The organism is Lysobacter niastensis (assembly GCF_031457115.1).
In the GTDB taxonomy this organism is placed as follows: domain Bacteria; phylum Pseudomonadota; class Gammaproteobacteria; order Xanthomonadales; family Xanthomonadaceae; genus Lysobacter_J; species Lysobacter_J niastensis_A.
Genome location: NZ_JAVDVY010000003.1, coordinates 329,047 through 348,103 on the forward strand (window position 1 = coordinate 329,047; position 19,057 = coordinate 348,103).

20 protein-coding genes are annotated in these 19,057 nt (G+C 65.7%); 6 read left to right on the plus strand and 14 right to left on the minus strand.

What is annotated here, in order from left to right; all coding sequences use genetic code 11:
* The first annotated feature begins 360 nt into the window (after positions 1-360).
* Positions 361-759 carry a tautomerase family protein gene (locus J2X06_RS16200; RefSeq protein ID WP_310064203.1) on the plus strand — a complete coding sequence of 133 codons (399 nt, stop codon included), beginning with the start codon at positions 361-363 and terminating at the stop codon, positions 757-759.
* A 97-nt stretch (positions 760-856) separates the two neighbouring features.
* On the opposite strand, the gene J2X06_RS16205 is transcribed toward J2X06_RS16200, so the two are convergent.
* Positions 857-1,378, minus strand: a complete 522-nt coding sequence (locus tag J2X06_RS16205; protein ID WP_310064482.1) for a M48 metallopeptidase family protein — start codon at positions 1,376-1,378, stop codon at positions 857-859.
* Positions 1,379-1,448: 70 nt separating this feature from the next.
* Here J2X06_RS16205 and J2X06_RS16210 point away from each other — a divergent pair, with 70 nt between their 5' ends.
* Positions 1,449-2,003 carry a DUF2058 domain-containing protein gene (locus J2X06_RS16210; RefSeq protein WP_310064205.1) on the plus strand — a complete coding sequence of 185 codons (555 nt, stop codon included), beginning with the start codon at positions 1,449-1,451 and terminating at the stop codon, positions 2,001-2,003.
* Positions 2,004-2,081: 78 nt separating this feature from the next.
* Here the strand turns inward: J2X06_RS16210 and J2X06_RS16215 are convergent, their stop codons facing one another.
* The 7 genes from J2X06_RS16215 to J2X06_RS16245 all read right to left on the minus strand — a co-directional run bounded on the left by J2X06_RS16215 (position 2,082) and on the right by J2X06_RS16245 (position 6,558).
* Entirely contained in the window at positions 2,082-3,176 is a 1,095-nt protein-coding gene (locus tag J2X06_RS16215; RefSeq protein WP_310064206.1) for a M23 family metallopeptidase, read from the minus strand.
* Between the two features lie 257 nt (positions 3,177-3,433).
* Complete coding sequence (locus J2X06_RS16220) at positions 3,434-3,883, minus strand: DUF1801 domain-containing protein (protein ID WP_310064208.1); 450 nt, start codon at positions 3,881-3,883, stop codon at positions 3,434-3,436.
* 56 nt (positions 3,884-3,939) lie between these two features.
* On the minus strand, positions 3,940-4,155 hold the full coding sequence (locus tag J2X06_RS16225; protein WP_310064210.1) for a hypothetical protein: 216 nt from the start codon (positions 4,153-4,155) through the stop codon (positions 3,940-3,942).
* A 73-nt stretch (positions 4,156-4,228) separates the two neighbouring features.
* The gene (locus J2X06_RS16230; RefSeq protein ID WP_310064211.1) at positions 4,229-4,636 is read right to left on the minus strand and encodes a VOC family protein; all 408 of its coding nucleotides are present in this window, start codon (positions 4,634-4,636) and stop codon (positions 4,229-4,231) included.
* Positions 4,633-5,094 (minus strand): helix-turn-helix transcriptional regulator, encoded by a 462-nt coding sequence (locus J2X06_RS16235; protein ID WP_310064213.1) that lies wholly within the window; start codon positions 5,092-5,094, stop codon positions 4,633-4,635. Before J2X06_RS16235 ends, J2X06_RS16230 begins: the two co-directional genes overlap by 4 nt.
* 89 nt (positions 5,095-5,183) lie before the next feature.
* A complete protein-coding gene (locus tag J2X06_RS16240; protein WP_310064215.1) occupies positions 5,184-5,618 on the minus strand; it encodes a nuclear transport factor 2 family protein in 435 nt (144 codons plus the stop codon).
* A 196-nt stretch (positions 5,619-5,814) separates the two neighbouring features.
* Entirely contained in the window at positions 5,815-6,558 is a 744-nt protein-coding gene (locus J2X06_RS16245) for an SDR family NAD(P)-dependent oxidoreductase (RefSeq protein ID WP_310064217.1), read from the minus strand.
* A 99-nt stretch (positions 6,559-6,657) separates the two neighbouring features.
* On the opposite strand from J2X06_RS16245, the gene J2X06_RS16250 reads away from it, so the two are divergent.
* Positions 6,658-7,569, plus strand: a complete 912-nt coding sequence (locus tag J2X06_RS16250) for an AraC family transcriptional regulator (protein ID WP_310064219.1) — start codon at positions 6,658-6,660, stop codon at positions 7,567-7,569.
* 33 nt (positions 7,570-7,602) lie between these two features.
* On the opposite strand, the gene J2X06_RS16255 is transcribed toward J2X06_RS16250, so the two are convergent.
* The 3 genes from J2X06_RS16255 to J2X06_RS16265 all read right to left on the minus strand — a co-directional run bounded on the left by J2X06_RS16255 (position 7,603) and on the right by J2X06_RS16265 (position 11,034).
* On the minus strand, positions 7,603-8,643 hold the full coding sequence (locus J2X06_RS16255) for an esterase/lipase family protein (protein ID WP_310064221.1): 1,041 nt from the start codon (positions 8,641-8,643) through the stop codon (positions 7,603-7,605).
* Positions 8,644-8,809: 166 nt separating this feature from the next.
* A complete protein-coding gene (locus tag J2X06_RS16260) occupies positions 8,810-9,667 on the minus strand; it encodes a PA4780 family RIO1-like protein kinase (protein ID WP_310064223.1) in 858 nt (285 codons plus the stop codon).
* A gap of 191 nt (positions 9,668-9,858) precedes the next feature.
* Positions 9,859-11,034 (minus strand): glycoside hydrolase family 18 protein, encoded by a 1,176-nt coding sequence (locus tag J2X06_RS16265; RefSeq protein ID WP_310064225.1) that lies wholly within the window; start codon positions 11,032-11,034, stop codon positions 9,859-9,861.
* A gap of 117 nt (positions 11,035-11,151) precedes the next feature.
* On the opposite strand from J2X06_RS16265, the gene J2X06_RS16270 reads away from it, so the two are divergent.
* Positions 11,152-11,970, plus strand: coding sequence for a hypothetical protein (locus tag J2X06_RS16270; protein WP_310064227.1), 819 nt, complete (start codon positions 11,152-11,154; stop codon positions 11,968-11,970).
* 235 nt (positions 11,971-12,205) lie between these two features.
* Here J2X06_RS16270 and J2X06_RS16275 read toward each other — a convergent pair whose 3' ends face one another.
* The gene (locus tag J2X06_RS16275) at positions 12,206-12,646 is read right to left on the minus strand and encodes a hypothetical protein (RefSeq protein ID WP_310064228.1); all 441 of its coding nucleotides are present in this window, start codon (positions 12,644-12,646) and stop codon (positions 12,206-12,208) included.
* A gap of 450 nt (positions 12,647-13,096) precedes the next feature.
* Between J2X06_RS16275 and J2X06_RS16280 the strand changes: the two genes are divergently transcribed.
* Positions 13,097-13,414 carry a hypothetical protein gene (locus J2X06_RS16280; protein ID WP_310064230.1) on the plus strand — a complete coding sequence of 106 codons (318 nt, stop codon included), beginning with the start codon at positions 13,097-13,099 and terminating at the stop codon, positions 13,412-13,414.
* 143 nt (positions 13,415-13,557) lie between these two features.
* Positions 13,558-14,100 carry a hypothetical protein gene (locus tag J2X06_RS16285; protein ID WP_310064232.1) on the plus strand — a complete coding sequence of 181 codons (543 nt, stop codon included), beginning with the start codon at positions 13,558-13,560 and terminating at the stop codon, positions 14,098-14,100.
* 244 nt (positions 14,101-14,344) lie between these two features.
* Here J2X06_RS16285 and J2X06_RS16290 read toward each other — a convergent pair whose 3' ends face one another.
* Positions 14,345-16,141 carry a CPBP family intramembrane glutamic endopeptidase gene (locus J2X06_RS16290; RefSeq protein WP_310064234.1) on the minus strand — a complete coding sequence of 599 codons (1,797 nt, stop codon included), beginning with the start codon at positions 16,139-16,141 and terminating at the stop codon, positions 14,345-14,347.
* A 272-nt stretch (positions 16,142-16,413) separates the two neighbouring features.
* Positions 16,414-18,981, minus strand: a complete 2,568-nt coding sequence (locus tag J2X06_RS16295) for an alpha/beta hydrolase family protein (RefSeq protein WP_310064236.1) — start codon at positions 18,979-18,981, stop codon at positions 16,414-16,416.
* Positions 18,982-19,057 lie beyond the last annotated feature (76 nt).

The window sequence follows — 19,057 nt, forward strand, 5'->3', positions numbered from 1 at the left end:
AGGTCGTTAGCCCTGCCTCAAGATCTCAGCCTGAAGGTCCGCTCTCGGCCAGAAGCGGACGTTCAGGATTCACGCAAAAGTGCCTTCACCCCCGGTCGACTGAATCAGCGGTGTACTACCGCTCTTCGTTCCTGCTGCCCATGCTGGCTGGACATTGCTGACCTCCACAGATGACTCTTCGCGCCCAAGAAACATCGCATACGCTTATATCGCCACCGACAAACAAGACCTGAATCGACCGTCTTCCAGTGATTTGACGCCTCGACCGCACCTCTAAGCGTATGGGGGGATTCACTAGTAAAACCCCGGTCGGCCTTCGAGGTCGGCCGCTTTCCCCCGCCGCTTACGGATCTCCCTGTCATGCCTATGATCGACATCTACGCTTCGCCCGGCACCTTTGCCGATCCCGCGCGCCTCGCTCGCGAAGCTGCCAGTGAACTCATGGCCGCGGAGCGGTTACCTGACCTCCAGATATTTCGGGCGAACACCGCCGCCTTTGTGCACGACGTGCTGTTCCTCGCAGATGTCAACGGCGATGGCGCCTGCGTCCGCGTGCAAGTTCTGACGCCTCACGCCGCGCTTGATCGCGACAAGCAGAGGGATGCGGTCGCCCGCCTCACGACACTTGTAGCTGCTTCCAGCGCCGTGCCTCCAGACCGCGTGTGGGTGCTGCTGACAGAAGCGGCAGAGGGTGGCTGGGGCATCGCGGGCCGCGCGCTGGGTGCGGAAGACATAGCCGCAGTATCGCAGCAGACATAGACACTGGCGGGTGTCCGCTATGGGTCGAAAGCGGACGTTAGCACCGGCCCCGGCGCCCGGGTAACCCCGATGTCCGCTACCGGCCAGACGCGGACATTCAGGACTGCTTCTCGCCCTCGACGGCAGATCGCCCGGCATCAAGATGAGTCAGGTAGAGGCGCAAATCGAACTCCAACCGGTGGTAGTCAGGCTCCATGTGCGTGCACAGCTGATAGAAGGACTTGTTGTGCTCGGCTTCCTTCAGGTGCGCCAGTTCATGCACCACGATCATCCTCAGGAACTCGGCGGGCGCATCGCGGAAAACAGTGGCAATGCGAATCTCGCGACTGGCCTTGAGCCGATCGCCCTGTACCCGAGAGATGGCAGTGTGGGTACCGAGCGCGTGCTTCACCACCTGCAGCTTGCCGTCGTAGATCACCTTGCCCAGCGGCACCGATTTTCGCAGATGCCGGTCTTTGAGCGTTTGGACGTACTCGTACAACTGGCCGTCGCTGCGCACGGTGTGGGGCTGGCCATACTTGTCGGCCAGCATCGCGCCCAGCCGCCCATGCTCGATCAATTCGCGCACCCGCGTCTGCACGTGTTGTGGGTAGCCGGCGAGGTACTTCAAAGCTTCCATCAGTACAGGGGAGGCGGGCGGCGGGGACGGTAGTATGATGGGGCGGAAATCCTCAGCAGCAAACTGCGACATGGCGAAGGCGAATCCCCTTCAGGAACAGCTGCTCAAGGCGGGTCTGGTCAAGAAGGCCAAGGTGGCCGAGGTGGCGCGCGAGCAGAACAAAGCCCGGCATGCCAAAGGGCCATCCGAGCCTAGCGAAATCCAGTTGGAAGCGGAGCGGGCACGGGTCGAAAAGGCCGAGCGGGACCGCGCACTCGCTGCAGAGCGAAAAGCCCAGGCACGCATTACTGAACTTCGTGCCCAGGCGCGGCAGATCATCGAGGACAGGAAAGTACCGCGCTCGGGTGAGAGTGAGTACCGCTTCACCGCAGACGGCGCCATCCGCACACTGCTGATCAACGAGGACCTGCGAAAGAAGTTGTCCTCCGGCGCACTGGTGATCGTCCGCCTGGACGAACGCTACGAGTTGTTGCCGCGCGCGGCCGCCGACAAGGTGCGGGAACGCGACGCCAGCATGATCGTGCTCGATCACGGTTGGGACGTGGACACCAAGCCCTCGGCCGCAACCTCCGAAGACGATGCGTATTACGCGCAGTTCCAGGTGCCCGACGACTTGGTTTGGTAATCGCGCGGCCCAGACACCGGCCTGGCCCCGACATGGGTTGGCACCGATCAACCAACCTCACACGAATTGCCTCCCGCCCTACCGCACAGCATTGAAGAACACCCCACGATCGTGCTGCCCCTTCGGCCCATTCGCATACTCATGCGGCAAGGCATCCGCGCTCGTCCAATGAGGACCGTCCTGCAGTTGGTGGTGCACGTGCGGACTGCTGGAATCGCCTGAACTTCCGAGCAGGCCGATCTCCTGCCCCTGCTCCACCCGCTGGCCCTCTGCGACCTTCACGCTGCCGTGCTGCATGTGGCAGAGCAGGCTGAACTCGCCGTTGCCGTGATCGATCACGACGTGATTTCCCGGGTCGCCGCCATTCGGGAATTCCGCCACGAAGAACTTCGGATCGGACACGCCCAGCACGGGCTGGTCCGGGCGATCGTTGCGCGCGACCACGATCGTGCCGGCCGCAGGTGCGATGATCGGGCGTCCCCAACCCGCTGCCGCGGACGACTCATCGCCCTGCGCGTGCATGGCTGCGTACAGGTCGGCGAGGCCGATGGCATCGACCGCGAACATGCCGCTGCGGTTGCGGTGCCCGTCGTTCCAGGCACCGCCCTGCGAGATCATCCCGCGCCCCTCGAAGGGAAAGACGAGGCGCGTCTTCTGCGCGTACGCCTGCAACGGCACGGATTTCGTGAAGTGCTGCGCACCGTCCGCGGTGCGGCAGTGGAGTTCGCAGTCCACCCGATCGACCGCCAGGTCCGCGGGCACGGCATCGGCGATGCGGAATGCAGCCACCATCCACCCGCCTTCCTTCGCCGGCATCGGTGCGGCCGCCAGCAGGTTGGCGCTGCCGACCACAGCGGCCGGCCAGATGGTCGTGCGCCGCACCTCGCCACCCGACAGGCAACGCACCACCAGCGAATCAAGCATCGGCTTGTCATCCGACGCGGAAAGAAGCACGAGGTTGAACAGCCAGTTGTCAGTGCGCAGCGCGTTCCGGTCGGAACGGCGCTTGAACACGCGACCTGGCTGCACGGACAGATCCAGCCCCTCCGCGCCGGACGTGGTCGCCCTGGGCGTCGCATCGGGCACGGCGGCCGCGGCGACTGTCCTCAGCCCCAGCGCGATGCTGCCGGCAGCGGTCGCGGCGCCGGCGAGGAAATTCCTGCGAGTGGTCATAGCCGATCCAATGCGTATTTGCTCGCGGCCGAGTATGCGCGAGCACCACGGGGCCTCGCGTGCCGATGGTCACGAGGTCCGCCAGGATGTCCTTCTGCACGGTCGGGAACCGCGCGTGGCCGGCAACGAAGCGGGCGTTGCCTTCCTTCAGGCGCGCAATCGCCTCATCCGAGGTGCACAGCCCCCGTGGGGAATCGCTTTCGTTCGCGCCCATCACAGTCCTCCGCGCACCGATGTGCTCCGCGCATCAGGTGGTTCTACCTTCCAGAGTTTGTCCTCTTCTGGGCCCGCGAAGAAGTGTTCAGCGCCACGGCGGCGCGGATGAGTGCCTTAAGCGCGTCTTCATCGATCCTGTCGCCCTCGTGGAAATCGATGGCGCGCCGGGTGTTGCCGTCGAGGCTGGAGTTGAACAGGCGCGAAGGGTCCTCCAACGACGCGCCCTTGGCGAAGGTCATCTTCACGGCGCTCTTGTACGTCTCGCCGGTGCAGATGATTCCGGCGTGCGACCACACCGGAACTCCCCTCCACTTCCATTCTTCGACTACTTCGGGATCGGCCTGCTGGATGAGCATCCGGATCCGGGCGAGCGTCTCGCCGCGCCAATCGCTGAGCTCATTGATCCTCGCATCGATCAGCTCAGAGGCAGAGCCTTCTCCCTGTCCTTCTTTCGGGTCGCCCTTGCCAAGGGTGGTTGCCGCTTTCTTCATGGTAGTTGTCCTTCGCCCTTTTCGTTGAATACGCTGGTTAGCACTACGGCCGTGCGTCACCTGCTGCGCCACCTGGCGGCATACGGCAGCACGAACAGGTACAGGCCCGTGAGCAGGAGCACGGCGAGCGGGAGCAGCGGCGAGTAAGTGATCCAGGGCGGAGGCATCCCGCCTGCCCTCTGTGCGATCGCGACGAAGTTGGCGATGACCGTCACCGTGAAGGCGATGGCCACCCAGCGGTGGATCTGCCGAATCCAGTGGTTCCAGTTCAATGGGATCTCCTCGAAGAAGGACCGGCCCGCAGCGCAGCGGGCAACCGACAAGCACCTCGACGCGCGCCCTGCCTCAGCGGCGCGCCTCGATCATCTTCCACCCATTCCCCGACGGATCGCGGAAACCGGCGTCCACACTGCCGTAGCGCTCCATCGGGTCCTGCGTGAACTCCACCCCACGGGCGCGCATGCGCTCAAAGGCGGCGCGACAGTCGTCGACGACGAGCACCAGCGGCGGCATGGCGCCCTTCGCCACGATCTCGCGCAAGGTCTGCACGGTCGCCGCGTCGAGCATGGGCTGCTCCGCCGTGAACAGGCCGAGCTGGAAGGACGGCTGCTCAGGGTGCTGCACCGTGAGCCAGCGGTAGTTGCCGTTGCGCGCGTCGGTATGGACGCGGAATCCGAGCTTTCCGACATAGAACTCAACGGCCTCGTCCTGATCGCGAACGTAAAGACCGACTACTCCGACACCCTGGCTCATGGGACCTCCTTTTCTTTGGACCCGCTCACGATACCGCCCGCCTCCTGTCGTCGCTTCTCCGAAACTGCGATCGTGAGATCGGGCCGGTGGGCGGCGCTGACGAAGCAGGCCGGCACCCACTCGAGCTCGTGCGCGGCGGCCTGCGCCCGCGCACGGAACTCACCCGGACTCTCACCGGTGACGTCGCGGAACGTGCGCCCGAACGTTCCCAGGCTCTTCCAGCCGGTCTGGAACGCGATGTCGGTGATGGACTGGTCCGTGTCGCGCAACAGCGCCGTGGCCCGCTCGATGCGGCGCGTGAGCAGGTAGCGGTGCGGCGGGACGCCGAAGGCATCCTTGAACGATCGCGCAAAGTGGGCCTGCGAGACGCAGCTCACGTTCGCCAGCCGGCGCACGGGCCACTCCTCGTGCGAGGCGGCATCGATCCGGTCCTTCGCGCGCAGCAGACGGCGCAGCAACTCGGGGTCCTGGCTTACCGGCCCTCTTCCTTGATTGTTCCCGATGTCTATTGCCACGCACGCACCTCGCACCTGCCCAGACCAAGCATTCACTTGGGCTTCGGATACCAAAGCGCATTGATGATGATCCAGCGATCGCCGAACTTGCCCATGTGGAAGAAATCCACGAACCATGGGGTTTCCGCGCGGACCACCGCGGCATTGCCGGCGACGTCCAGCACGGTGCATGAGCGATCCCATTGTTCCTTCGGCGTCTTCAGCGCGCCCTGCCGCGTCAGTTCGACCAATTCGTCCCTGCTCATGCGACGCAGGCCCAGGCGTTCGTCTGGGGTTTCGCCCAGCACGCGTCGCTTGGCGAGATCGGGGTGCAGCGAGCGGGCGACACGCTCAGGATCGCCCTCCAATTGGCCGTCGACATAGTCGAAGCAAGTCGCTTCGATCGCGGCGCGGGTGGTCGGTTCGATCGCAGGCGACACGGTGGTCGCGGCCGATGCAGCGGCGAGCGCTAGGCTGAGTATGGTCACGGGCTAGTCCTTGCATGCGGGCATACGAAAGCAGGTGCCAGCCTACCGCTTCTTGTTGCCCGAGGAGAAGGTCGACTCCCCTCCTTTCCACCCTACTGGAGATCGAGCAGTTCGTCCTTTTGTTGTCGGTTTGGCATTTTGGGTTCGAGCCGCAGGCACCTTGGACAGCCGGCCGCCTCCTGGTGGCGAGGACTGTTCATCTCGACTGGGCCAGCGCCACCGCATCTGCACCCGCGGGAAACCGCAGCTGTCCGGTCGTATCGTTCGCAGCACGCCACACCACCTGCGCCACATCCGATTCCTTCGTCACGGCGGTCGGCTGCGCAAAGCCAGCGAACACGCGCTCGGCAAACGGCGCATAGATCTCGGGAATCAGGCCCGCCATTCGCGGTGCGCCGTTGCTGGTGAAACCCGTCGTCGGGCCATAGCCGGGCTCGACCAGCTTCACGAGGACGTCGAAGGCCTCCAGCTCGAACGCCAGCGAACCGGTGAAGCCTTCGATGGCCGCCTTGCTCGCGGTGTACGCCGCAGCCAACGGCATCCGCGCCAACGTCACGCTCGAGGTGACATTCACCACCACGCCCGAGCGGCGCGAGCGGAGCTGGGGCAGCACCGCGTGGGTCATCGCCATCACGCCGAAGGTGTTGGTCTCGAACACTTCCCGTACCGTGGACATCGGCGTGGCCTCGAATGCGCCGACGACCCCGATGCCCGCATTGTTGACCAGCACGTCGATCGGCCCGCTGGCGTCGAGCGCGGCCGCGATGCTGTCGGTGCTGGTCACGTCCAGCGCCAGCACGCGCATCCGCTCCGACCTGGGCAGCAGGTCTTCGCGCGGCGTTCGCATGGTCGCGATCACGTTCCAGCCCTGCGCGTGGAAATGGCGCGCGGTCTCCAGCCCATAACCAGAGGAGCAGCCTGTAATCAGCACGGTTTTCATGATCTGTATCCGAGTGGGGAAGCAATGCGGCTACGATGGATGAAGCGCGCCGGACGCTCTACCATCAGGCGTCCGGACTTCATTGGCGATCGTCCAGCCATGAGCGACCCACTGTCGGAAGTCATCGCGCTGCTGCAGCCGCGTACCGTGTTCTCCAAGCGCATCAGCGGCGCCGGCCGTTGGGGCGTGCGCTACTCGGATTACGGCCAGCCCAGCTTCTGCGCGGTGCTTGAAGGGAGTTGCCGTCTCGCCGTCGACGGTCACCCTGCCCTTGTGCTCGAAGCCGGTGACTTCGTGCTGTTGCCGGCGACGCCGGGCTTCACGCTATCAGGCTTCGAGCCGGTGACGCCCGAGCACATCGATCCGAAGGTAGCCGCCTCGCCGACAGGCGAAGTCCGCCATGGCACTCGAGGCGGACGCCCCGACGTGCGCTTGCTCGGCGGTTACTTCGTCTTCGATTCACCCGATGCGGTGTTGCTGGTGTCGCTGCTTCCCACGGTGGTGCATGTGCGCGGCGCCGAGCGTCTGACCATGCTGGTGCGATTGGTCGGCGAGGAATCGGGCGAGCGCAGGCCAGGCCGCGAGCTCGTGCTTACGCGCCTTGTGGAAGTGCTGCTGATCGAAGCGCTGCGGTCGGCGTCGGGCGAACACGCGCCTCCCGGGCTGCTGCGCGGGCTGGCCGATCCGCGACTCGCGCCCGCGATCCGGCAGATGCACGACCGACTCGCGCATTCGTGGACGGTGGAGCAACTGGCCAAGCGGGCCGCGCTTTCACGGTCGGCTTTCTACGAGCGCTTCACGCGAACCGTCGGCGCGACGCCGATGGAATACCTGCTCACCTGGCGCATGGCCGTCGCGAAGAACCTGCTGCGCCACCACGATGTCGGGCTCGCCGAAGTCGCCGAACGGGTCGGCTACGGCTCGGCAAGCACGTTCAGCACGGCGTTCAGCCGGCACGTGGGGCAGCCTCCCGGTCGCTATGCACGGCAGCCAATCGACGCCGGCCACTGACGGGCCCGCGACCGAGATCCACGACATCGGGACCTAACCCACTGCAGTGGACTTGCGGGGCGCCTCGGTCGAACCGCTGCCACGCTCGATGAGATCCTCCCGAAGAATCCGCAGCACTTCCGCCACGGCCTGATCGTGGTCGTAAACGTCGTGCCCCGATTTGAGGACCAGCGTCGATGCCGCGCCTGGAAGCAGCGCACTGCTCAGCGGCACCGCGCCATCGCTTGCAGGCTCCCAATCTGGCAGGAAGGCGGCAATGGTGTGGTAATCGATGCCGGCTACCGGCATCAGCGACTCGCCAGCGCGGCGAATGGGTTGCGACACCTGCAGCGTGCTGATGCTGTTGACCCTGGCCTGCTGATAGGTCACGCGCAACGCCTCGTTCACCATGTCGGGGTGGTCGCGCGCAAAGCGGCTCAGCGACTGTATTTCCGGAGACCTGCCGCCCACCAGGGCGCGGAACAGCCGCCCAAGCCACAGGTCGGCGTTGGGGCTGCCCTTATGTGGTGCCGCCATGAAAATAGCGCGGGAAACACCTGGATACGGCTGGAAACGAAACACGCTTTCGATGTCCGTTCCATCCGCCGTGTTTGCCTGCACAGTTTGGGGCGGCACGGTGAACGCGGTGGACCAAAGCGCGTCTCCGCTCTCCACGCACAGCATTCGCGCGACCACACCACCAAGACTGTGTCCGATCAGGACGATTCCCGACCGCGCCGCAGCACCGCCTTCTGGATCGAGCGCACTCCACGCTCCGTCGAGATAGCGCTGCACGCGGCGACGCAGCGCCAGCGTCGGTGCATTGGCGTGGTAGAGCACATGCCAGACCTGGAAGCAGGCGCGCAGTTCGGGATCACTGCGTATTTCGTTCGACAGCTGGGCCCACGCAAGCTGGCTGCCTCCCAGCCCATGGATCATCACGATCGGGCGCTTGTCCGGATCGTAATCGTCGAGCAGGCGCAAGCCAGCGTGACGGCCCACGTCGTTGCCGATGAGGTCCCACGCCGCACGCAACCTGGCGGGGTTGATCGCGTGCCTCGCACCGAGGATTCCGCTGGCGAGGTGGTTGCGCATCGGAGCATCCGAACTCCAAAAGGAGATGCCGGGTCCCGTATACCGCGGGTCGCATGAGGCGCTGGAGCCCGATACAACGTCCGGCCGAGACGACTCGGATTATAGGTATCGTTTCCGGCGGCCGATGCCGTGCAAGTTCTGGGCCCGCACCCGCGGACGCGGACCCTCAGTCGGCCAGGGCCGCCTCTTCGCGTCCCTGCTGGCGGATCAGGGCCTCGTCGCGGGCCTCGTTGATCGCGTCGCGGACGCTGTCGATGTCGGCAAGACGCTCGTCGTGCTCGAACTCACCGGTGAGCACGCTGTCGGGCTGCAGCGAACCGGCCTCGAACAGCGCCCACATTTCCTCGCCGTACCAGGTTTCGAGCAGTTCCGGCGCCCAGCGACCCAGGCTCGCGGTGAGGTTGTTGACGTCGCGCAGCAGCATCCGCCGCGCGGCGTTGTTGCCCGCGGCACTGACCACCTGCGGGAAGTCGATCACGATCGGGCCATCCGGGCCGACCAGCACGTTGTACTGCGACAGGTCGCCGTGGATCAGGCCGCAACACAGCATCCGCACTACCTGCCGCACCAGCACCGCGTGGAACTCGCGCGCCTGCTCCGCAGTGAGTTCGACCTCGCCCAGCCGCGGCGCCGAAAACCCGTTCGCGTCCGTCACCAGTTCCATCACCAGCACGCCGTGGAAATAGCCGTGCGGTTCAGGCACGCGCACGCCGGCCTCGCGCAGCTGGTACAGCGCGTCGACCTCGGTGTTCTTCCAGGCGGTTTCCTGCTGCTTGCGGCCGTACTTGGTCGCCTTGCCGATCGCACGAGCCTCGCGGCTGCCGCGCACCTTGCGCCCTTCCTGGTACTGCACGCGCTGCTGGAAGCTGCGCTGCGCCATGTCCTTGTAGACCTTCGCGCAGCGCACCTCAGAGCCGCTGCGCACCACGTACACGGCCGCTTCCTTGCCGCTCTTGAGCGGACGCAGTACTTCGTCGATGACGCCGTCGTCGATCAGCGCCTGCAATGCGGCAGGAGTCTTCATGGAATCCAGGGAATGGGTCCAGGCGCGGGCGGCGCGGACCGGGGCGGCATTCTCGCATTGGGAGGCGCCGGGGTGGCCGGTTTGGGCCACTGGGAACGGGGCCCGTTCAGGCGGCGGCGGTGCCTGGGGGCCCCATGAGGGGAAGGGGCCGGGTTCATTTTGCGGCGCGGGGCGTCAGGCTGGCGGGCTTCTCATTCAAACGGTCCGACCATCGCATCCAGCAGGCTGTGCTCCTCGTCGTCGCCGGTCAGCTCCCACATGAAGACCCCACGCAGGCCTCGATCCTTCGCCAACTGCGCGCGGATGCCGATCGACTTCGGGTCTTCGTAGCTGACGAACACGCGCTCGGCGGCGTTGAACAACCACGGCGTCTGCGCGATCGGATGCCAGTGCTGTTGCCACTGGGGGGCACCGAGCAACCTGGTCTTGATGGACGCCCAGCTCCCCACCTCGTACGGAGCACCGTAAGGCTGGTACAAGCCGTCCCTGCCCTCGCCGATCACACGGAAGCCGCGCCCATAGAACGGCACGCCCAGCACCAGCCTGTCGGCGGGCACGCCATGCTCGCGGTAGTAATCGACCGCGCCATCGACGTTGTTCCAGCGGCGCAGCGCCGGGTCGAGCGGGTCGGCGGGGTCTTCGCGCAACGGTGCGTTGAAGGTGGAGACTTTGGAGAACCCGGTGCCCATGTCGTAGGTCATCAGGTTGATGAAATCGAGCGTCCTGGCCAGCGTCGCCAGCTCGAAGCTGCGCGCCGGGTCGTAGGCGCCGGCCGATTGCATGCGTCCGGCCGGCAGCGCCGCGGTCAGCAGCATCGGCTGTTCGCGTGCCTTGCCAAGGCCATCCAGCCGGCGGCGGAACTCCTGCGCCAGCAGGGTCATGTTGTGGCGGTCCTGCGGCCGCGCGGCGATCTCCGGCGGCCCGCCCTGGACCGGGAACTCCCAGTCGATATCGACGCCATCGAAGCTGCCACGGTGCTTCTCGAAGAACAGCGCGATGCACGAGTCCACGAAACGCTTGCGGCTGGCCGCGCTGAGCGCCGCATCGGAAAACCCGCCCGCTTCCCAGCCGCCGATCGAGATCAGCGTGCGCAGCTTCGGGTGCTGCCGCTTAAGCTCCTTCAATGCGGCGAAATGCGCGTCCGCATCCGCGCCGACCACGCAGTGCCCGTCCTCGATCCGCGCGAAGGCGTAGAACAGGTGCGTCAATTTGTCGGCCGGGATTTTGTCCACCGGATAGCGCCCGGCCGAGCCGCCCGGGTAATAGGCCCCGATGACCTTCGCTTCTGTCGCCTCACCGGCACAGGCGCTACCGGCGATGGCAGCCGCGAGCAACATGGCCACGGCGACCAGAGTCCTTCGAGACATGCGCGTCCTCCTCTGCGAAGGGGGAAAGATAACCGCCTGGCCAGGCGCCATGGGTGGCCGGGGCCCGAAACCGCCTCCGTAATCCCACTCATCCGTCGAGACGACAAGGAGAGGCCCATGGCCATCGGACGCAATAACCTGGCGCTTGTGCAATTCCACAAGGCGGTGGAGACGCACAAGGAAGCGCGACGGGCGCTGTGCTTCGGCGACTCCTGGTTCCAATACCCGCCACACCCTACCGACCTCAACAAGCAGATCGCCAAGCTCTTCAAGGGCACGCTGTTTCTGCGCGAAGGCGTGGCCGGGCGCGACAGTGCGATGTGGAAGGCGGCCATGCCGCGCATCCAGCGCGAGATCGGCACTTATCGCTTCGACGCGATTCTCCTCTCGACCGGCGGCAACGACATCGTCGGCGAAGAACTGAGGGAGTTCGTCAAGACGCCCATCCAACCGCAATCACCGGGCAACTCGGCCTGGGGGGAGATTCCGGTGCCGGTCTTCGACCACATCCGCCTGGAAACCTTCGAACACGCGCTGCGCTATGCGATCAAGGACATCAAGGAGGTGGTGCAGTGCCGCGACCTGTACTCACCCCAGTCGATCATCTATCTGCACACCTACGATTACATCTGGCCATCGGGCGTCGGCTACAAGCTGGGGCCGATCAAGATGCAACCCTGGGTCAAGCCATACCTGGACCAGGTAGGCCTCACCGATCCAAAACGCCAACGCGTGGTCACCCACTGGCTGATCGATCAGTTCACGCGCGAGCTGCGCGCGTTCGTCTCGCAGCACGCCAACATGATCCTGATCGACTCACGCGGCGCGTTGAGGAGCCAGCAGCAATGGGAGAACGAGATCCACCCCACGGCCCAGGGCTTCGAAAGCATCGCGCGCAGGTTCTGGAAGCCGGCGCTTAGCGGCACGCTGGCCTGACGTGGCGTCGTCAGCATCCCGCATGGCGGACGGCATCGGGCGAGTCGTCATCCCAGCGGAAGCTGGGATCCGTTTTGCTTTTGCTCTTTGGCTTCACGGACACACGCAAAGGCAAAACCAAAATGGATCCCGGCTTCCGCAAGGATGACGTCCCAGCGGATGTAATCGCAGGTGGCGTGCCTGATCGTCGGCACAACCACCTCCTCCGCGTCGCCTCCTACGGCGACAGCACCTCCTATGGCGACAGCACCAACTCCCGCACCACCTCACTGCCCAGGATCTCCCGCATTTTGGCGCGCGATGCCGTGGCCTCGTTGGCCTGCTCGCGCGTCTGGTTGTTGACCTTCAGCGCCACCGGCTCCGAGCGCTGGCGCAACCCATCGAAGCTGGCCATGTTCGCGTAGCGCACGACCAGGTACAGGTCGGCGTCGCTGGGGCCCTGCGGGCTGGCATCGTAGATGGAGTAACTGATGATGTTGCCGGCCTTCTTCTGCGCTTCCATCACCGGCCGGTAGGACTTCTGCAGGTAGGACATGTAGTTGTCGAACTGCCCGTCCATCACCTTCACCCGGGTGACGACCGATACCGGCCCTTCCGAATATGGCAACTCCTGTGCGCACACAACGCCGGACACCGTCAGCAACAGGACCGCGAAACCCTTCTGCAATTTGTTCATGGCGAATCTCCCCGCGGGGTTGCCACGCCGGAAGTGCCCGGCGCAGCGCGGTGTCGGCCGTCCCCTGAGCGTCGCCATCGCCCACGGGGGAACGCTGTCTCCTGGAAGGAGCGGACAGACGCCCGGACTGCGCGGGTTGGACTGTGCAAATGGACGCCCGCACTGTTTCCAAGAACCACCGACATGAGGGGCGCTTCGCTTACGCGAAGCGGCTCGTGTCGCACGCGCGCGGCTGATCTGATCGAAACCGCGGATCTCGGAAGCGCCACTAGACATCTCGTTGCTCGCGCGTGGCCGCCGCAGTGTCACGGCTTCGTTGAGGCTCCATGCCAGCACGGACTTGGACATCTGCCTGCAAGCAGATGTGTCGTTGAGATGGAGCGCAAAAACCAGAACGTGCACTTCAGGGGGTGCACCCCAACCCCTGTTTTTTTGCAAGAGGAAGCGAAGATGAGCAAGACACGTTTGTTCGCGATCTCGTTCTGTACCGTCACCCTTTTGGGTGGCTCGACCATCGGGTTCGCGGGTGAAGTGAAGGGTCCGCCGGGCACCTTGGACAACACGAACTACACCGGAGCCCGGGAGAACGCGAACTCGAACTGCGCCTACAGCGGGTTGAATGATTTCGACTCGACAGATCCGATGGGCCAGATGTTGAAGCAGGTCCAGACCGCGGCGGACTCCTGGAAGCTCTACGGCCTGGAGCATGGCTTCCCGGGTAAGTCCGGAGCCTGCAGGGGCGGCACCAACGAGAATCGTACGAAGTAGTGGGTCCGCACGCTTGGCCCCGGCGCTGGCTCGGGGCCAGGCGGAAGGACGTCGTGCCTTTCTCAGCCCATGGCCACGGAAGCGCCAAGAGTCAGCTGTTGACTAGAAAGAATGCACCGACATCACGTCAATGGAGAAGCATCATGTTTACGATGAAGTCTGTCCGCATCGCCCGCCACGTCTCTGACTGGCTGCGAGCCACGACACTCACGGCTGCTGTGGCGGCATTGGTGTTCGCCGCCCTGGCGATACCCGCGAGTGCGGGTCCGGGGAACACGCAGGTATCCGGAATCGGCGTGTTCAACAACGCGTGTCAACCGCCGGCCGGGAGTCCACCCGGCGATCTGGGGGATTACCCTCCGATCGAGCTCTCCGACGGGGGTCTGGAGGGCTGCTGGTACACGTACGTCTCCGCATCCAAGTTCAACCCGAGCGGCACGTATATAGAGCAGGGAACCGAGATCTTCGTCGGCTGCCTGAACGGTACGAAGTGCGGAACCTTTGAGACGACCTACACCTTCACGGCGAAGTACGTGGACGAGACGTTCGCGGAGGAGCTCCACGGCCGCTGCCACCACCCGATCGTGGGCGGCACAGGGGACTTCGCGACGGCGACAGGCGTGATCCTGTTCAAGGACGACGTTGTCAACCTCAAGTTCAACTACAGGGGGCACATCAGCCTGTAATGACTTGTGCGCGAGGAAACCCTCGCATCAATCGATGACGCTCTGGAGCCTCGACCGCAAAGCAGAACGCGCTGTTCGCGAGGCTCAGTGGCGTCGTGCGCGAGGCTCGGAGGCTGTTGGGCGAGTTACGCGGGGCGACTCCCGGCGATGTGGCTCAGGCTCGCGGGCAATCTCCCGGCAGCAGGAGCAACTCCACCACGGCCCTCCTCTCTCGGAGGAGGGAGACAAGCGTGGAGCCTCAACCTCACATGCGCAGCGAGAACGCCAGCAGGTTGTTGAGGACGTGCAGAGCTATTGCCGGGCCGAGGGCCTGCGTGCGCTTCACCAGTGCGCCGGCCAGCAGGCCGAGGGTGAAGTAGTACGGGAAGCGCGTCAGGTCGTCGTGGATGGCGGCGAACATCAGGGCCTGCAGGAGGTTTGCCCAGCCGAAGCTGATGTAGCGCGACAGGCCACCGAGTACGACGCCGCGGAAGATGATCTCCTCGAAGATCGGCGCCAGCAGCGCGACGACCAGCAGCGTCAGCAACGGACCGGCATCGCGCGCGCCGGCGGCCAGCGCATCGACCATTTTGATCTGCATGGTCGCGTCGCCACCGCCGGTCGACTGGTGCCACAGGGCGAGCAGCCAGCCCACGCCCAGCACGATGGCCCAGGCCAGCAGCACGCGCCACCATGCCTTCAACGCGGCACGGTCGCCGATGACCTCTCGCCGGCCCATGCCAAACACGATCGGTAACGTGCACAACAGGCCGACGACGGCGCCCCAGGCGGTGATGCGGAACAGGGCCTGCGGGGGCGGCACTGACTCCTCGCCCAGCAGCATCGCCAGCGTGTCGGGGGAGACCACCGCCGCGACCACCAGCGGCACGCACAGCATCAACGCGAGGCCGTACCAGGCGTGGCGCAGTCCGATGCTGTGGAACAACGCGTAAGGCGCGTTGCCGCTGACCTCGCGAATCAGGCCGCGGTAATGGATCGGCACCAGCAGCAGGCCCGGCAGCAGCGCGATCATGCCGATGGCCAGCAGGCAGATCATCGAGGCCATGAGCATGGGACGCGTCATGAGCGTGCCCGGCGCGCGCGTGGCCACGATGGCAAACCGCTGGGCATTGGCGGCCAGCTGGTCGGTGTCGGTCATGTCGACCAGTTGCGCCGCAGCAGGCATGTCGTTGGCGGCGATGGCGACATCGAAACGCACCTGCTTCAGCGCTTCGGTCTTGTCGTCCTCGTCGCTGAGCAGCTTGCTTGCGGTGGCGACGTCGCCCGCACGCAGGTAGGCGCGGGCGGCGATGGCCGGGGCGATCTCGAATTGCGCACCGGCATAGCGGCGCAGTTCCGCCAGCGCGGCCTGCGGGTCCGGCAGCGCCAGGGCGGCTTCGATGCGCTTGCGCGCAGGCCAGGCCCCGTCCGCCAGCGGTGCGTCGCGCAGCAGGGCCGTGGCCGCGGCGAACTCCTTGCGCCTGGCGAGATGGGTGACCGCCGTCGCCACGCTGGAGGGTTCGCCGAGGAATGCGGCCATGACGGCCAGTTCGCCGGCGCGCTCGGGCTGGTCCTCGCCTTGCAGTGCGTCGGACACTTTGCTCAGCAACGCGCGACGCAGCGGCGTGGGCCAGTCCCTGGAAACGGCGACCAGCTTCTCGCCCTGCTCCACCGCGTCCTCGCCCCACAGCCGCTGGAGTGCGAACAGTTGTGCGACGGGCTCGTTGGGCCATTCCGATTCAAGCGCTTTCGCACAGGCTTCGAAGTCGTCCGGTGCGGACTCGACGTACTCGCCGTAATCCTCATCGGTGAAGTTCTCGATGAACCTGCAACGTGCTACGGCGATGGCCGCGTCGCGAGGCTGGGCGCGGATGGCGGCGTCGAACTTCGCCAGCACGTCGCGATAGGCGGCCGCCTTGGCCTGCGTCACGTGCACGACGCCGCTTTCGGGCGTCGGTGCTACGGGCGCTGGCGCGCGACTGGCCGCGTGTGCGTGAACGGTGACGGCAAGCATCGCGCCCCCCAACGCGATGCCAGCCAAGGCATTACCGATCCGTGTCATGAATCCCTCACCTTTGATGGCGCAAAGCTACCCCGGCAGCAGCAAGTCGGCTGTTTGCGGTGCGAACGGTGCCCCCCACCGTTGGCCCGGGCCGGATTGTTGAGTCGCCCTCTTTGACTCCTTTCTTCGTGGGCAGCCGTGTGTCCGTCGCGACCCGGTTAAGTTCTCACGTCTTTCCGCCATCAGCCGAGAACGACTGCCCGAAACGGCACGAGCCCGACCCAGGACGCTGATCACGAGTCACGGACTGACGAATGGCGCCGGCGTGACCTTTATTTCGCCCCTCCCTGCCCCGCGTTGACCGTGGCGGGGCTGGGCGTGGTCGGTGCAGGCGATGCGCTGGCAGCGGCCGGCGCGGGCTGGTCGCCGAGGTTGGCTTTCAGGAACCCGGCGATGCCGGTCCAGGCGATGTCGAGTGCGATCGGATCGTCGAAGCCGTGGCCCATGTCGGGAAAGGCCAGCACGACCGGCGGACGGCCTTCCAGGTTGAGCATGCGCACCAGGCGGCGGGTGTGCTCGAAGTCGACGCGCACGTCCTCGCGGCCGTGCACCAGCATCAGCGGCAGGTCGAGCTGGCGCGTGTGGTATAGCGGCGAGACGGCCTGGATCTGCTCCATGTCGGTGTTCGGGTTGCCCATCCGGCGCTCCTGTACCTTGCGGGACTCCGCATCGCGCATGAAGTCGCTGGAGGTGAACACCAGCGCGCGATCACTGACGCCGGACATCGACACCGCGCAGCGGTAGCGGCCGGGCCAGCGCATCGCCGACACCAGCGCGGAGTAGCCGCCGTAACTGGCGCCCATCATGCACATGCGCTTGTCGTCCAGCGGATAGGCGGCCAGTGCGACGCGCAGGGCGGCGTCGATGTCGTCTTCGATCATGCGGCCGAAGTTGCCGCGGGCGGCGTCGCGGAAGGCCTTGCCGTAACCGTCCGAGCCGCGGAAGTTGACCTGCAGCACGCCATAGCCCTGCGAGGCCAGGAACTGGACGTCGCGATTGAAATGCGTGTCGTCTCTGACGCCCTCGGGCCCGCCGTGCGGGTACACCACCACCGGACGCTTGCCGGTGCCGGGCGGCAGGGTGAGGAAGGCCTCGATGGGCAGCCCGTCACTGCCCTTGGCCGTGATGACATGCGTCGGGGCGAAGGTCTTGTCGGACAACCAGGGGGCGATGTCTTCCAGCAGTTCGGCGCGCTTGCGGGTGCCGTCGTAGCGGTACATCTGCGGCGGACGATCACTGGCATCGACCCACAGGATCAACTGTTGGCCATCGCCACTGCGATCGATCATGCGAACGGCGCGGCCGGGAAATGCCGCCTGCAGTTGCCGCTCGGTCTGCTGGCTGGCGCTGTCGAAGTACTCGGTGACCAGCCGGCCGGACTCGTAGTAACGCGCGGCGACGGGTTCGCGGCGGTCATCGAACAACATGCCCACCACGTCGACGCCGGGCTTGGAGAACAACGTGCGGGTGACCTTGCGCGTGGCCGGGTCGAACGCGACCAGGTCGCGCTGGCTGCGCTCGTCGTCGGTGAAGCCGTAGATGGTCTCGCCGTCGAACGACAGGCCGGCGGGCTCGAATCCGCCCTCGGCCTTGGAACGCCACACCTCGTTGAAGACGCCGTTCTTGCCGTGCATCAGCACCAGGGTTTCGTCGCGGCTGGCCATGGCCACGCGCAGGCGGCCGTGGCCGTCGGCGTACCAGCCCAGGTCGTTCTCGACGCCGACGTTGAGGCGGTCGCGGCTCCTGGCATTGGCGAAGCCGCTGATCGTCTTGTTGCCACTCAATGCGACCAGGTGCACCGCCAGTTTTCCGCGGCTGTCGAAGCCTTCGAACAGGATCATGCCGGGCGCCGCCGGCATCAGGTCGACGACGCGCCCCGTGCCTTCGATGCGCAGGCGCTCGACCTTGTGGCGAGTGCCGTCGCTGTCGCCGATGCGGTACACGACGTGCTCCTGACGGCCGCTGCCGGGGGCGGCGATCAGCGTGCGGTCGTCCTTCCACATCAGCAGATAGGCCGGGCTGCTCGAAATGCCCAGCCGCTCGGACGTGCCGGACTTGAGGTCGATCAGGTAGATGGCCCATTTGTCCCCGTCGCGCACGGTCTCGGCCAGCAGGTCGCCGGCAGGATTGAGGCCGACGGCAACGACGCGGTTGGGCTTCCACAGCAGGTCGACCGGCAACGGCAGCGTGCCGGGCTTGGGCGGTTCGCGGCCGCCGTTGAGCTGGTCAGGCGGCTGCGTGTTGCCCGCGCGCGCGGTGCGGTAGTACGCGGGGAACGGATCGGGATACAGGCCCTGGTATTCGAAGGGCAACTGCTTGTAGAGGGCTGCGTGCTGGGTTTCCAGCCAGTCGATCACCGGCAGCGAATGGTTGGCGACGTGGATGCTGGTGTAGCTCCACGAGGACGGGCGCAGGATCAGGTCGCCCGGGTAGATGATCTTTCCGGGCACGACCTTGAATCGATAGTCCTCCGAGCGCAGCGTGAAGCGCACGCGGGTGTACCAGGTGAACACATCGACTTCGGTCCAGCGGTACTCGCCGGCCTTGGCGGCATACAGGCGCACGTTGCGGCCGAAGCGCAGGGCGCTGATCACCTTGGCCGTGCCGCCGCCGACTTCGCCGATGCGCACGGCGCTGACGGGGGCGCTGACATCGATCGACAGCACCACCAAGCCCTCGCCCGCGGCGAGCTTGGGGTCTTCGCCGGGTTCGATCAGGCGCATCGCGGCGGCATCGAGCGAGCAGACCAGCATGGCGGCGGCCAACAGCAGGCGTGCGGCTTTCGAACCCAGGTTTGTCGCGCCCAAACGGCGGCGGACACCGGCGAAGGTGTTGTGCATGGAACCCCCTTGTTCCCGGCCATGGCGGCCGTCCCCGGAAGGAGGATAGCGCAGGGTTGCAATGGGTTTAGAGCAG